The organism is Pelagibacterium limicola (genome assembly GCF_015694405.1).
Taxonomy (GTDB): Bacteria; Pseudomonadota; Alphaproteobacteria; order Rhizobiales; family Devosiaceae; genus Pelagibacterium; species Pelagibacterium limicola.
Window position 1 is genome coordinate 335110 of record NZ_JADQDB010000002.1, and the last position, 13881, is coordinate 348990.

The following is a 13881-nucleotide window of genomic DNA, read 5'->3' on the forward strand; positions in this document are numbered from 1 at the left end:
AGGGGCCGATACCAGTGCCGTTCGGCCCCTCAGGCGCTAACGCATAAGGGGCCGGTTTCGATCCATCGATTTAATGCAAATCCGACGGCAGCAGTGCATCGGGGAGGTTCTGGTAGCACACGGGGCGCAGGAAGCGTCGGATCGATAGCGTGCCCACCGAAGTCGCCCCGAAATTGGTCGACGCCGGATACGGCCCGCCATGCACCATCGAATCGGCAACTTCGACGCCGGTCGGGAACCCGTTGGCGAGAACACGCCCTGCCTTGCGCTCGATGATCGGCATCAGGCTCTGACCGAGCGCACTGTCGCCGGCGTCGAGATGCAGGGTGACCGTCAGCTGCCCTTGGAGGCTGCGGGCAATGGCCAACATTTCACCCTCGTCGCGCACCCGCACCACGAGACCCAACGGCCCGAACACCTCTTCGCCCAGTGCGTGGTTGGCCAGCCAGTTCGCACCGGTCGTTTCGAAAAGATATGGCGTCGCATTGCGCAGGTCGCAGGTCGATGTCAGCAATTCCTGCACACCCGCCGTACCCGCAACACGGTCGCGGCCCGAGCGGAAGGCCTCTGCAATCCCGTCGGTCAGCATGGTTTGCGGGCCCACGGCCGCAAGCGCTTCCCTGGCGGCACTGACGAAACCGTCAGCCTCCGGCCCATCGATGACGACGGCGATGCCGGGATTGGTGCAGAACTGCCCTGCGCCCATCGACAGCGATCCTGACCAGCCCTTACCAATCTCGGCGCCGCGCGCCTTTACCGCTTCAGGCAGGAGGAACATCGGATTGACCGACCCCAACTCACCGAAGAACGGGATTGGCTCGGGCCGAGCCGCGCAGAGGTTGTATAGCGCCCTGCCCCCACCCAAGGAACCGGTGAACCCTACCGCCTTGATATTGGGATGCTGCACCAGGGCAGACCCGACCTCACGATTGCCGCCCTGGATGAGCGAGAATACGCCCGGATGCAGCCCGAGCTTTTCGCGCGCGGCATTGACGGCCTCGGCGACGATTTCACCCGTTCCCGGATGAGCCGAATGCCCCTTGACCACCACCGGACACCCTGCGGCCAGCGCCGCCGCGGTATCGCCGCCCGCGGTCGAGAAGGCCAGCGGGAAGTTCGAAGCCCCGAACACGGCAACCGGGCCGATGGGACGCTGCACCATCTTAAGGTCCGGGCGCGGGAGCGGCTGGCGGTCCGGCAGGGCCTCGTCGTGCCGCCGGTCGAGATAATCACCCTTCAGGATATGCGAAGCAAAGAGCCGGAGTTGGCCTGTTGTCCGGCCACGCTCGCCAACGAGCCGGGCCTCTGGCAGCCCTGTCTCCTGGCTGCCGATCTGGGTGATGGCGTCGCCGCGCGCGTCGATTTCGTCTGCAATCGCATTGAGGAACGCCGCACGTTCCTCGCGGGTCGAATAGCCATAGGACCAGAACGCCTCTTCCGCCGCCTCACAGGCCGCGTTCACGTTATCTACCGTCCCGATGGAAAAATCGTGCGCGTCGCCATGCGCGGGTTCCGATTTGAAGGTATTGGCCTCAGCCACCCATTCACCGGCGATCAGATGCTTGCCATGCGGCACAAAAGTCATGTCAGTCGTCCTCGTAGATCGGATCGGTCACGTGATTGCCGCCCTGATAGAGCGCAATTGGATCGGTTGGGTCCGGACGCGGCACAGTCGCCTCGATTTCAGCCCGGTACACCTCTGAGTTATCAGAGGGTACCCACCCAAGCCAAGCCACATGTGAATTATCCCACCAGTTGGCTGTATTGTTCGATACCCCCCAGATGACCGGACACCCCAAACGCGGCACCGCGAATACACGCTCGGTCAGCGAAGCAAAGTCATCATAGCTCAGCCATGTGGCAAGTTGACGGTAATTGCGTGGCCTGTCGAAACACGACCCGACCCGGACTATGGCCGTCTCCTGCCCGAACCTGTCGTGATACATTTGTGCGAGCGCTTCACCGAAGCATTTGGACACCGCATATAGTCCGTCGGGCCGCGTCGGAGCCTTGGCGTCAAGCCGCTGGTTCTGGGGGTAGAATCCGACCGTATGGTTGGAACTCGCGAAAAGAATCCGCGGCATCCCGTTAGCGCGGGCCGCCTCATAGAGATTGTAGAGGCCCACAATGTTGCCGTCGACGATATTGGAAAACTTGTCCGCGGCGGCGACTCCAGCCAGGTGAACGATCCCGTCGCACCCTTCGACGGCCCTGAATACCGCGTCCCGGTCAGCAAGATCGCATAGCGCGAACTCTTCATCCGGGCGCTCGGTTTCCATCGGGCTACGATGAGAAATTCTGACGATGTCGGCCAGATGCGCAAGTTTCGTCCGCATCACTCGGCCCATCCCGCCTGCGGCGCCTGTTATCAACAATCGCTTCAAGGGGTTTCTCCTTTCGGGAATACTGGGCCCATGCCCGCTTCCGTCGCTGGGATTGCCATTTGCGGCCAACATAAAGATAAGATAGGATACGTCAATCTGTCTGATGACTTTGCCGTACCTGTTCCTTCTCGACTTGACAGCGCGTGATACGGCATGTGTCAGTCGGCTTTATAAAAATTTGAGGAATCGGGGTCGAAACTCCGGTGTGAGGGGCAATATGGACATCGACAAGCGCGACGACGCAAACGGAGGCACGCTCGTCGTGCAGGTGAGCAAGGCATTACGCCATGCCATTCTGTCCGGCAAGGTCAAGCCTGGCGAGAAACTTCCCAGCGAAGCCAAGCTGACCGAGGCTCATGGTGTCAGCCGCACGGTCGTACGCGAAGCCATTGCAGCCTTGCGGGCCGATGGCCTGGTCGAGCCGCGTCGCGGGGCCGGGGTTTTTGTCCTGGAACCCGGTGCCGCACACGCCCAACCCTTCCAGAACATCGATCACGCCCGCATTTCCTCGATTATAGAACTGCTTGAGCTACGGGGAGCCGTGGAGATGGAAGCCGCGGCCCTGGCGGCCCTGCGCCGCTCCCCAGCGCAGGACGAAGAGATCCATGAAAGGCACGCCGCCGTCCAAGCATGCATAGCCGTGGGCGAACCGACCAGTGGCGCGGATTTTGAACTCCACAAGGCAATCGCAAGAGCAACCAATAACCCCAGGTTCCTCGAATTCATTGAGCTTATGGGTCAGAGCGCTATCCCCCGCGCCGCCCTGCAGTCCGCCGACAACGAACGCACCTCGCCCGCCTACCTCACGCAAATACACGAAGAACACGGCAGGATCGTTTCCGCCATCTCCAACGGAGACGCCGAAACCGCGCGTGACGCCATGCGCGACCACCTCCAGGGCAGTCAGAGACGCTACCGCGCCTTGCTTCGCAAGGATGGGTAGAGCGAGTTCCCCAGACACCATTTTTACGGCAGCACTTGATTGTAACGGTTTTCATTAACAGGCGGGCACAGGCTCTCCTCTCCCTCGCCGCCCTCGGTATGACCTCCAGTTAAGCCGCCGACTTGGCGCAAACATATCATACAAGCTGTTGACATAAGTCATGCAGGTTTGTATGCCCATGGATAACGCGAAGCGGCTTGAAGGAAATTGCAGCGATGGACATTCTCGAACTGAAGAAGGCTCTCGGAGCCGGGTTGCTCTCGTTTCCCGTCACCCATTTCGATTCGGAAGGGCGTTTCAACGCCGATTCCTACCAGCAGCATGTCGATTGGCTATCCCATTACGATGCGACGACCCTCTTCGCTGCCGGTGGCACGGGCGAATTCTTCTCGCTCGCTCCCGAAGAGGTTGCTGATGTGGTTCGCGCGGCGAAGGAAGCCGCTGGCGGTCGCACGGCCATCGTCTCTGGCTGCGGATACGGGACGGACATCGCCGTCTCCATCGCACGATCGGTAGAAAAGGCAGGTGCTGAAGGCATCCTGCTCCTCCCCCATTACCTGATCGACGCCCCCCAGGAGGGGCTATTCCAGCACGTAAGGAAAGTCTGCCAGTCGATCGGCATCGGTGTCATGGTCTACAACCGCGACAATGCCGTCCTCCAGCCGGACACCCTCAAACGCCTGTGCGACGAGTGCCCCAACCTCATCGGTTTCAAAGACGGTTCAGGCGATATCGGCCTTGTCCGCCAGATCACCGCGACAATGGGCGACCGCCTGACCTATCTCGGGGGCATGCCGACGGCCGAACTGTTCGCCGAAGCCTATCTCGGTGCAGGCTTCACCACCTATTCTTCCGCAGTCTTCAACTTTGTGCCCGGCCTCGCGATAGAATTCTACAACGCCCTGCGTGGCGGCAACCGCGCACGCTGCGAAGAGATCCTCCGCGACTTCTTCTACCCCTTCATGGCGATCCGCAATCGTGCGAAGGGTTATGCCGTATCGGCAATCAAGGCTGGTGTCCGGTTGCAAGGCTTTGACGCGGGACCGGTTCGCGCGCCACTATCGGACCTGACGCAGGAGGAGGAAGATATGCTGGCTGCCCTGATCGCTTCGTACAAGCGATGAAAATCGTCGACGTACGCACCCATCTGCTCGAACACCGACTCGAAACGGCCTTCGAGAGTGCATCCATGCGCTTCGACAAGCGGTTGCATCTGCTTGTCGAGATCGAATGCGACAATGGCATCACGGGATGGGGCGAGTGCCTCGGTCCGGCCCTCCCCAACGCCGCAATCGTCGGCATCTATAAGCAGTGGCTTATCGGACAGGATCCGCTCCAAACCGAAAAGGTTTGGGCAACGCTCTATAACGCGCTGCGCGATCAGGGGCAGCGTGGCCTGACGATCACGGCCATTTCCGGGATCGACGTCGCCCTTTGGGACATCAAGGGCAAGCATTTTGGAGTGCCGGTGTCGATCCTTCTCGGTGGCCGCTTCCGCGAAACCGTGCGCGCTTATGCCACCGGTTCGTTCAAGCGCGATGGCGTGGACCGTTTAGCAGACAATGCGGCGGACGTCGCTCGCTACCGCGCGGAGGGTTTTCACGCAACCAAGATCAAGATCGGCTTCGGCGTCGAGGAAGACCTCCGCGTCATCCAGGCCGTCCGAGAGGTGGCCGGCGAGAACATGCGCCTGATGATCGATGCCAATCATGGCTATGATGCCATGGAGGCCGTCGAGCTGGGACGGAGGGCGGTCGAATACGGCATCGACTGGTTCGAGGAGCCTGTAGCGCCCGAACAGCTTGGGGCCTACCGCGCCGTACGCGCCGGCCAGCCCATCCCGATTGCCGCCGGCGAGACCTGGCACACCCGCTGGGGTATGCGCGAGCCCATCGAAACCCGCTGTGTCGACATAGTCCAGCCCGATATCTGTGGCTGCGGCGGCTTTACCGAAGCCCGACGGATCGCGGATCTCGCCGCGCTTCATGGTGTCCGCCTCATTCCCCACGTCTGGGGCACGGCAGTCCAGATCGCGGCGGCGCTTCAGTTCATGGGGGCGATGGTCCCCAACCCGGTCCGTACCGCGCCTCTCGATCCAATCCTCGAATTCGACCGAACCGACAATCCCTTCCGGCAGGCCGTTGTCACGACCCCGCTCGAACACCAGCGCGGCGTTGTCGCAATCCCCGCCGGCCCCGGTCTCGGCATCGAGATTAATCGCGATGCCCTCAAGGAATTCGCACCCAAGGCAGGCTGATGCTCGACCGCAAGTATTCGGGCGACAAGCCCGGCATTGCCCTCCCCGCTGGTACCATCGACACGCAGATGCACATGTACCTGCCCGGCTTTCCGCCGAAGGAAGGCGGACCGGGTCTGCCAGCCGAACCCCTGCCCGGCCCCGCCGAATATCGTCGTACGATGGATTGGCTGGGCATTGCCCGCGTTGTCATCACCCAAGGCAACGCCTACCAGGGCGACAATTCCTGCCTGCTCGCGACGCTGGCGGAAATGGGTGATGTCTCCAAAGGTGTCGCCGTCATCACCGGGACGACGGACGACGCGGAAATGCAGCGCCTCGCCGATGCCAACGTTGTGGGCGCCCGTATCATGGACCTGCCCGGCGGCGCTGTCGGCCTGTCCAGCCTGGAAGCCGTCGATGCCCGCGCGTCGGCCTTTGGCTGGATGATGGCCATCCAGTTCGACGGCTCGTTCATCCTCGACCACGAACCGCGCCTCGCCGCGCTGAGGAGCCCTTGGGTGTTCGACCATCACGGGAAGTTCTTTTCAGGCGTCACCCCCAATAGCCCACAGATCGGAGCGGTCAAACGCCTGATCGACAAGGGCAATTGCTGGTTCAAGTTCGCCGGGTGCTATGAATCCTCCCGCGCCGGCGGCCCCGACTACCCGGACATCGCTGCAATCGCACGCGAAATCGCCGCCTACGCGCCCGAACGGGTCGTCTGGGGCACCAACTGGCCGCACAACGGCGCGCGCACCACCGACGACTACCCCGACGACGCCGCGCTGATCGATACCGTGCCCGGCTGGTTCCCCGACGAATCCGGGATCAGGAAGGCGCTGGTCGATAACCCCGAAGAGCTTTACGGCTTTAGCCGGTGGACGAAGTAGCCGGCCGGCTATTCGTCCTCCACCACGATTGCCCCGCCGCCGAACCCCGCCTCGATTGCAAGCTGGCGCTGGCGTCCCTGCATCCGCTCGCCGTCGAGAAACGCCAGATCGCCCGGCAGGTGCAAGACAAGCGTTTTCTTGTTCACCGTGAACCAGGTGCGCGGCACGATACCCGGCATGGCGGCGGCCAGCGGATATGCGACGCGGAAATAGGCAGCGATCAACCGCGCCCGCTTGCTTAGGGGCTCACCAGCCAGCGCGAGCAGTTTTTCACTGGCGCTCTTTTGCTTGAAGCCCATGTAGCGATAGGCGATTGTCTGGGCAAGAAAGGCCCGCCCAGGGTGCCCGATGCCCACAATGTCGGAAAAGGCGATCATGTCTATGCTCTGCTCGCCCCGGTAATCGGGATGCGCCCGCCAGCCGATATCGGATATGTAACAGGCAGCCTCGCGCAGCCGGCGTTCTTCCGGCGTTTCTTCGATCCCCGCAATCGCCAGAAGCTCTGCACTCCCCGCAATCAGGTCATATGCAAATTCGGGAGACCGCGACCGGAGCAGCGACACTTCCTTGCAAGCGGCCAATAACGGATCGTCGTCCTGGGTTTCTTCATCGAGGAGGGCGTAGAGATAGCCCTCGCGGACCCCAAGCGCCGAGAAAACCACCTGGTCGAACTGCCCCGCCCGCAGGACTTCGGCAAGCACTGCCGCCCCATAGGGCAACAGCGCCTTGCGTCCGCTTGAGACCGAATCGATGCCGGTGACCTTCTTTGTGCTTTTCGCCGCCGCCTCAGCCACCAGCGTATCGCAGAGAGGCAAAATCTCGGCGGCAGGCACCGCGTAGTCCTGCACCATATGCAAGGGATATTTGCGGCGGGTCTGATGCAACTTGCCCAGCGCGCGCCAGGTTCCGCCGATCGCAGCGAAGGTCCTGAGATCCTCGCGCCCGATCACCTCCGATTTCGCCAGCCGTTCACGGACGATTTCCGCGGCCTTGGCCGGCGACATGCCGCTATCGTCCTGAAGACGGATGACGCCGAGTTCATGTGTCTCGCCAAAATAATCCCTGCGCCCGCGCACCACGGCAAGCTCGAGGCTGCCCCCGCCGAGATCGCCGACGACCCCTGAGAAATCGGGCATGCCCGACACTACGCCAAGCGCGGCGTAATGGGCTTCTTCTGCGCCGGTCAGCACGCGGACCGGAACGCCGATGATCTGTTCGACGGCCCGGTTGAAATCCGCCCCGTTTTGCGACTCGCGCACCGCCGAGGTCGCAAAGGCATGGATTTGTCCCACTTCCGTCAGGCGTGCGACGAGCGCAAAACGGCGTATCGCCTTGATGGCCTTGGCCATGCTCGCCTCTGCCAGCATGCCGGTCTGCGCGACGCCTCGCCCAAGGGCCGAGGATGATTTTTCGTTATAGAGAACCGTCAGCGCCCGTGCGAGGCGCTCATAGACCACCAGGCGGACCGAGTTGGATCCGATATCGAGAACGGCCACCGGCTTCGCTCCGGCAATCCGGCCCTGCCCCGCCGGATCCGATTCGACGCTCCAAAATCGAATCAAACGTCACCTTCTTCGTCGTCATCCTCCTGCCCATGCAGGGCGCTGCCGCGCCCCGAGAGGGAAGGATTGGTCATGAAGTAGTCGTGCGCGTTGAAAGGTTCATCGCCATCGGCGGGCACGATCCGCTGGGCGGTGCCGTCCGGCAGCACCTCCCAACTCTGCTGGTTGTCTCGCAGATTGGCGACCATAATTCTATCCAGAATCTGCTTGTGCACAGTCTTGTTCTTGATCGGCACCAGCGTCTCGACGCGCCAGTCGAGGTTGCGCGGCATCAGGTCGGCCGAAGAGATATAGACCGCTGCATCCCGCGATGGCAGCTCGCGCCCGTTCCCGAAACAGTAGATCCGTGAGTGCTCAAGGAAGCGTCCGACGATCGATTTGACGCGGATATTGTCCGAGAAGCCGGGTATTCCGGGCCGCAAACAGCAGATGCCGCGCACGACGAGGTCGATCTTCACCCCCGCTTGGCTCGCATCATAAAGCGCGTCGATGATTTCCGGATCGACCAGCGAGTTGCATTTGAGCCAGATCGAAGCCGGCTCGCCGCGGCGTGCGAGTTCCGCTTCCATCGCGATATGATCCATCAGCCGCTGCCGCAGCGTGATGGGCGAAATCGCAATGGCTTCGAGCTCGCTCGGCCGCGCATAGCCGGTGATAAAATTGAATATCCGCGCCACGTCGCGCGTGATCACCGGATCGGCAGTGAAATAGGATAGGTCGGTATAGATCTTGGCCGTGATCGGGTGGTAATTGCCCGTCCCCACATGGCAATAGGACACCAGCTTGCCCTTCTCGCGCCGGACCACCTGGCTGAGCTTGGCGTGGGTCTTGAGTTCGATGAAGCCGAACACTACCTGCACGCCCGCTCGTTCGAGGTCGCGCGCCCAGCGGATATTGGCCTCTTCATCGAACCGTGCCTTCAATTCGACCAGCGCGGTCACTGACTTGCCCGCCTCGGCCGCCGCGATAAGCGCCTTGACGACGGGGGAGTCCTTGGAGGTGCGGTAAAGCGTCTGCTTGATGGCCACGACCTCGGGATCGCGCGCCGCCTGGGCAATGAACTGCGCCACGACGTCGAAGCTCTCATAGGGATGATGAACGACGATGTCCTTCTCGCGGATCGCCGCGAAACAATCCCCGTGATGGTCGCGGATGCGTTCGGGAAAGCGCGCATGATAGCGCGGGAACTTGAGTTCGGGCCTGTCCAGCTCGCAAATCTTGCCAGCGTCGGCAAGCCCCAGGAACCCGTCAACTTCGAACGTATCCTCGGCCGCGATGCCGAGCTCGTCGGCAATCAGCCGCTTGAGGCTGCGCGGCGTCGAGCGTTCGATTTCGAGCCGGATCACCTGTCCCCGCCGCCGTTGGCGCAGGGCCGATTCGAATTCGACCACGAGATCGGCCGCTTCGTCGTCGATTTCGATTTCGCTGTCGCGCACGATGCGGAAGGCGCCGGACCCTATGATGGTGAACCCGGGAAACATCTTGTGAAAGAACAGCTTGATCATCGTTTCGATGGTGACCATCTCGACCTGCCGGTCCGAGATCGCCTTGGTCGGCAGCTTGACGAAGCGGTCGAGATTGGCCGGCACGCGTACAAGTGCCGTCATTTGCGTGTTATCCGCCGCCCGCTCGAGATGAAAGGCAAGCGAGAATCCTAGATTGGGAATGAAGGGGAACGGATGCGCAGGATCGATGGCAATAGGGGTCAACACCGGGAAGATATCCTCGCGGAATATCTTTTGCAGAAACTCTATCTGCTCGGGCGTCAAATCCTGCGCTTCGTGAATGACGATATTCTGTTCGAACAGCTCCTCGCGGATCGTCTGCCATTGGTCCTGCTGTTCGAGGTGCAGGTGCTGGGCAAGCGTCGTGATCTCCTCGATCTGCTCGGTCGGCGTCATCCCGTCGGCGCTTTCGCGCGGCAGTCCGGCCCGCAACTGGCCCTTGAGGCCCGCCACCCGCACCATGAAGAACTCGTCGAGATTGTTCGCCGAAATCGAAACGAAGCGCAGCCGTTCGAGCAGCGGATGGTGGGGATTGGCGGCTTCTTCGAGCACGCGCATGTTGAATTGCAGCCAACTGACCTCGCGGTTGACGAACCTCGCCGGACTCTCGCGCAATGTCTCGATATCGGGGGCGATGTCTGCGGCAGCCTCATCCTCGTAGTGCACCATTTCGTCCATAGCTCTATTCGCCTTCATCGGTGTGTCGGCCGGCACGCAATGCAAGCGCCTCGGCAGCAATGGCCCGCGTGATGGCCCTCCCGCGCGACAGCGCCAGCCTGTCGGCGATGGATACGAGGGCAACGACCTCTTCAGATGAGCGTTCCATGCGCGCCACCAGGTAGGAAATCACTTTCGGGTCCACCGACAACTGCCGGTCGGCAAACAGTTTTACGAACATCTGCGACAACAAGATGTCATCGGGGGCCGCGATGGGAAAGTGCGCCGCCAGTCGTGCCCGCGATTTGACGTCGTTGGTCGCGTAGGGCCAGGTCGCCACGGGCGTACGCGCCGTCATCAGGACCGGCCGTTCGTCGCGCATTGACTGGTTAAGCAGATGAAACAGCCCCTGCTCGTCATAGCCAGCTCTGTCGACGTCCTCGATCAGCACCGGCCTCCTCCCACCCTCAGCCGCTAGGCCATCCAGCTCATCCGGCAATGCGGCAATCGCCCCGGCTCGGCCAGCCCAGATTCGCGCGACATGCGATTTGCCCGATTTGGCAGACCCTTCGATCAAGGTCATGGGCGACGTCCAGGCCGGGAAGGCCATCACGTGTTCGAAGGCAAGCCTGTTGCCTTCGCAGACCATGAAGTCGTCTGCGCTCTGGGCCTCGATATGGCCCAGGTCGAGCACGAGCTGACCCTCGGCTGCCACCATCTCGGCAGGATCGTCCTCGCTCGTCTCAACTCTTTTCGCCGGTGCCTGCATCGTCTTCCTTAGGGGGCGCGGCGAGCGCCGAAGTTACGATTACCGGATCGGACCGGTAGAGCGGGCTAAGCCGATACTTCGCTACAGCCCAGCGCATCAACACCCCGCTGATCGCCGCCAGGGGCACCGCCATGAGCACCCCGACGAGGCCGAACAGCACGGCAAATGCGAAGATGGCAAACATCATCCACACCGGGTGCAGGCGGATCGAGGACCCCACGAGCTTGGGATAAAGGAAATAACTCTCGAACAGCTGACCGAACATGTAGATCGCGGCGATCAACGATATCATCAGCGGATCCGGCCAGAACTGGACCAGCCCAACGCCGATGGAAAGAAGGAACCCGAGGAATGACCCGAGATAGGGAATAAAGCTGAAAAGCCCGGTGATGATCCCGATGGCCAGCCCGAAATGCAGACCCGCCAGCGATAGCGCTACGCCGTAATAGACCGCGAGGATAAGCAGAACCGCACCCTGCCCGCGCAGAAACCCCCCAAGCGCGACGTCCATTTCGTCGAGCACGCTCCGGATTTCGCCCTTGTATTTGGGCGGCAGAAGCCCATTGACGCCCGCAACCATGCGCTGCCAGTCGATGAGCATGTAAACGGCGACGACCGGCGTCACGATCACCACGCTCAAGGTGCCGATCAGGTTGACACCTGACTGCATCACCTGCCCTGTCAAGTTGGTGACCACCCCGATTACATCGGAGAACATCTGGTCGAGCCCGCGCTGGAGCTCTTCCATGCGCTGCGGCCCCAGCCACTGTTCGAGCCGCGGAATCTGGGTCTCCACGAAACCCTGCAATTGCTCGAAATAGCCCGGCAGGTTTCGCGCCAGACCAATTCCCTGCTGCACGAGCACGGGCACGACGAGCAATATGGCGACGATGACGAGGAGCAGGAACATTGCCATCACGGCCAGCGTGGCCAGTCCCCGGTGGATATTCCGCTCGGCTAGCCACGTGACGGGTGGATTGAGGAGGTACGCAAGTCCTATCCCGAGGACGAAGGGGAGCAGGATGCCGCGAAAGATCCAAAGAAACAGGCCGATGACCAGCAGCAGCGAGACCCACGCGATAATCTGATACTTGAGCGACATGAATGTCCCTGCCTTGCGCGAAGCGCCGTGAGCCGCTATCAGCCAATCGAATTATAGCCCATCGGCGGGGCAATCAATGTCAATCTGCTGCCCGTTCAGCGCTTGTGGGCAGCCAAGTGGATAAACCGGTCAATGTCCTCTGGGTCGAAACTGCCATCGAACGGCCTCTCCTACAAGCAGGCGGGGGTCGATATCGACGCCGGCAACGCCTTGGTGGAGGCCATTAAGCCCGCCGTCAAGTCTACCCGCCGTTCCGGTGCCGATGGCGAAATCGGCGGTTTCGGAGGTCTGTTCGATCTCAAGGCCGCCGGCTTTACCGATCCGATACTGGTCGCCGCCAATGACGGTGTCGGCACGAAGCTGCGAATTGCCATAGACGCTGGAGTGCATAACACCGTCGGCATCGATCTGGTTGCCATGTGTGTCAACGATATTGTCGTGCAGGGTGCGGAGCCGCTGTTCTTCCTCGATTATTTCGCGACCGGCGCGCTCGATGTGGCCCAGGGCACTGCAATCGTCGAAGGTATTGCCGAAGGCTGCCGTCAAGCCGGGTGCGCGCTGCTCGGGGGCGAGACGGCCGAAATGCCCGGCATGTATCATGGCGACGATTACGACCTCGCCGGTTTTGCAGTGGGCGCGGCCGAACGCAGCGCCCTCCTGCCCCGCCCCGATATCGCAGCGGGCGACACTCTCGTTGCCATCGCGTCCTCGGGCATCCATTCCAATGGTTACTCGCTGGTGCGCAAGATCGTTTCGATGTCGGGCCTCGATTGGTCCGCACCCGCACCTTTCGCCCCCGAAACCAGCCTCGGCGAAGCCCTGCTGGTGCCGACCAAAATTTACGTCAAACCAATCCTGGCCGCGCTCAAATCCGGCATCGGCATCAAGGCCCTTGCTCACATCACCGGTGGTGGCTTTCAGGAAAACATCCCGCGCGTTCTGCCAAAACACCTTGCCGCCAGCGTCGATCTCGACGCGATCACCCCGCCCAGGGTTTTCGGGTGGTTGGCTAAACAGAGCGGTATTGCAGAGCGCGAAATGCTTCGCACCTTCAATTGCGGCGTCGGAATGCTCGTCGCGGTCGCCAGCGAAGATGCCCAACGCCTTATTGCCCTTCTCGAAGAACACGGTGAAACCGGCACCATTGTCGGGACGCTGACCGAACGCACTGGCGAGGCCGTCACGTTCTCGGGCACCCTCACCCTATGAACGCTAAGAAGCGTGTCGCCATCCTCATCTCGGGCCGCGGCTCGAACATGACGGCGCTGATTGAGGCCGCCAAGGCTCCCGACTACCCGGCAGAGATCGTTGGCGTGTTTTCCAACCGAGCGGCCGCCCCTGGCCTCGAAACCGCCCGCGCCGAAGGCATTGAAACCGCAACGCTTGCGCAATCCAGTTTTCCCTCCCGCCTCGATTTCGAGAACAGGCTGACAGAAATCCTGGAAGGCTGGCGCGCCGATATCGTGTGCCTTGCCGGGTTCATGCGCATCCTTACCCCCGAATTCACCGCGCATTGGCAGGGGCGGCTTCTCAACATCCACCCCTCGCTTCTCCCCGATTTCCCCGGCCTCGATACTCATGCCCGCGCGCTCGCGGGGAACGTTGCCGAGCACGGCTGCACCGTCCACTTCGTTACCCCCGGCCTTGATGAAGGCCCCGCCATACTGCAGGCCCGCGTCCCCGTGCTCCCCGGTGACACGCCCGAAACACTCGCGGCTCGTGTACTGGTCGAGGAACACAAGCTCTACCCCGAAGCTCTCCGGATGGTTGCCCTGGGTGAAGCGTAAAAACCGGGTCGCATACATCACGCAAATTGATGACCCTCATCGC

12 protein-coding genes are annotated in these 13881 nt (G+C 61.8%); 6 read left to right on the forward strand and 6 right to left on the reverse strand.

Annotated elements, in window-relative coordinates:
• Nucleotides 1-70: 70 nt before the first annotated feature.
• Complete coding sequence (locus I2G20_RS04575) at nt 71-1585, reverse strand: aldehyde dehydrogenase (NADP(+)) (RefSeq protein WP_196258498.1); 1515 nt, start codon at nt 1583-1585, stop codon at nt 71-73.
• Nucleotide 1586: 1 nt separating this feature from the next.
• Complete coding sequence (locus I2G20_RS04580; protein WP_196258499.1) at nt 1587-2384, reverse strand: NAD-dependent epimerase/dehydratase family protein; 798 nt, start codon at nt 2382-2384, stop codon at nt 1587-1589.
• A gap of 217 nt (nt 2385-2601) precedes the next feature.
• Here I2G20_RS04580 and I2G20_RS04585 point away from each other — a divergent pair, with 217 nt between their 5' ends.
• From I2G20_RS04585 to I2G20_RS04600, 4 genes are all read left to right on the forward strand, one after another.
• Nucleotides 2602-3327, forward strand: a complete 726-nt coding sequence (locus I2G20_RS04585; protein ID WP_196258500.1) for a FadR/GntR family transcriptional regulator — start codon at nt 2602-2604, stop codon at nt 3325-3327.
• A 215-nt stretch (nt 3328-3542) separates the two neighbouring features.
• The gene (gene kdgD, locus I2G20_RS04590) at nt 3543-4451 is read left to right on the forward strand and encodes a 5-dehydro-4-deoxyglucarate dehydratase (protein ID WP_196258501.1); all 909 of its coding nucleotides are present in this window, start codon (nt 3543-3545) and stop codon (nt 4449-4451) included.
• Entirely contained in the window at nt 4448-5584 is a 1137-nt protein-coding gene (locus I2G20_RS04595; RefSeq protein ID WP_196258502.1) for a mandelate racemase/muconate lactonizing enzyme family protein, read from the forward strand. The genes kdgD and I2G20_RS04595 overlap by 4 nt, the downstream gene beginning before the upstream one ends.
• Nucleotides 5584-6456 carry an amidohydrolase family protein gene (locus I2G20_RS04600; protein WP_196258503.1) on the forward strand — a complete coding sequence of 291 codons (873 nt, stop codon included), beginning with the start codon at nt 5584-5586 and terminating at the stop codon, nt 6454-6456. Before I2G20_RS04595 ends, I2G20_RS04600 begins: the two co-directional genes overlap by 1 nt.
• Before the next feature lie 8 nt (nt 6457-6464).
• On the opposite strand, the gene I2G20_RS04605 is transcribed toward I2G20_RS04600, so the two are convergent.
• From I2G20_RS04605 to I2G20_RS04620, 4 genes are all read right to left on the reverse strand, one after another.
• Nucleotides 6465-7952 carry a Ppx/GppA phosphatase family protein gene (locus I2G20_RS04605; protein ID WP_196258504.1) on the reverse strand — a complete coding sequence of 496 codons (1488 nt, stop codon included), beginning with the start codon at nt 7950-7952 and terminating at the stop codon, nt 6465-6467.
• A gap of 62 nt (nt 7953-8014) precedes the next feature.
• Nucleotides 8015-10192, reverse strand: a complete 2178-nt coding sequence (locus I2G20_RS04610) for an RNA degradosome polyphosphate kinase (RefSeq protein WP_246472889.1) — start codon at nt 10190-10192, stop codon at nt 8015-8017.
• Nucleotides 10193-10205: 13 nt separating this feature from the next.
• Entirely contained in the window at nt 10206-10949 is a 744-nt protein-coding gene (locus tag I2G20_RS04615) for a P-loop NTPase family protein (protein ID WP_196258506.1), read from the reverse strand.
• Nucleotides 10924-12051 (reverse strand): AI-2E family transporter, encoded by a 1128-nt coding sequence (locus tag I2G20_RS04620; protein ID WP_196258507.1) that lies wholly within the window; start codon nt 12049-12051, stop codon nt 10924-10926. Before I2G20_RS04620 ends, I2G20_RS04615 begins: the two co-directional genes overlap by 26 nt.
• Before the next feature lie 132 nt (nt 12052-12183).
• Between I2G20_RS04620 and purM the strand changes: the two genes are divergently transcribed.
• Nucleotides 12184-13260 carry a phosphoribosylformylglycinamidine cyclo-ligase gene (purM, locus tag I2G20_RS04625; protein WP_196258508.1) on the forward strand — a complete coding sequence of 359 codons (1077 nt, stop codon included), beginning with the start codon at nt 12184-12186 and terminating at the stop codon, nt 13258-13260.
• Nucleotides 13257-13838, forward strand: a complete 582-nt coding sequence (gene purN / locus I2G20_RS04630; protein ID WP_196258509.1) for a phosphoribosylglycinamide formyltransferase — start codon at nt 13257-13259, stop codon at nt 13836-13838. Before purM ends, purN begins: the two co-directional genes overlap by 4 nt.
• Nucleotides 13839-13881: the final 43 nt, after the last annotated feature.

Excerpts from the sequence above, each read along its gene's own strand:
- I2G20_RS04575 (WP_196258498.1), bottom strand. The coding sequence starts at position 1,585 with ATGACTTTTGTGCCGCATGGCAAGCATCTGATCGCCGGTGAATGGGTG.
- I2G20_RS04585 (WP_196258500.1), top strand. The coding sequence starts at position 2,602 with ATGGACATCGACAAGCGCGACGACGCAAACGGAGGCACGCTCGTCGTG.
- kdgD (WP_196258501.1), top strand. The coding sequence starts at position 3,543 with ATGGACATTCTCGAACTGAAGAAGGCTCTCGGAGCCGGGTTGCTCTCG.
- I2G20_RS04595 (WP_196258502.1), top strand. The coding sequence starts at position 4,448 with ATGAAAATCGTCGACGTACGCACCCATCTGCTCGAACACCGACTCGAA.
- I2G20_RS04600 (WP_196258503.1), top strand. The coding sequence starts at position 5,584 with ATGCTCGACCGCAAGTATTCGGGCGACAAGCCCGGCATTGCCCTCCCC.
- I2G20_RS04610 (WP_246472889.1), bottom strand. The coding sequence starts at position 10,192 with ATGGTGCACTACGAGGATGAGGCTGCCGCAGACATCGCCCCCGATATC.
- I2G20_RS04615 (WP_196258506.1), bottom strand. The coding sequence starts at position 10,949 with ATGCAGGCACCGGCGAAAAGAGTTGAGACGAGCGAGGACGATCCTGCC.
- I2G20_RS04620 (WP_196258507.1), bottom strand. The coding sequence starts at position 12,051 with ATGTCGCTCAAGTATCAGATTATCGCGTGGGTCTCGCTGCTGCTGGTC.
- purM (WP_196258508.1), top strand. The coding sequence starts at position 12,184 with ATGTCCTCTGGGTCGAAACTGCCATCGAACGGCCTCTCCTACAAGCAG.
- purN (WP_196258509.1), top strand. The coding sequence starts at position 13,257 with ATGAACGCTAAGAAGCGTGTCGCCATCCTCATCTCGGGCCGCGGCTCG.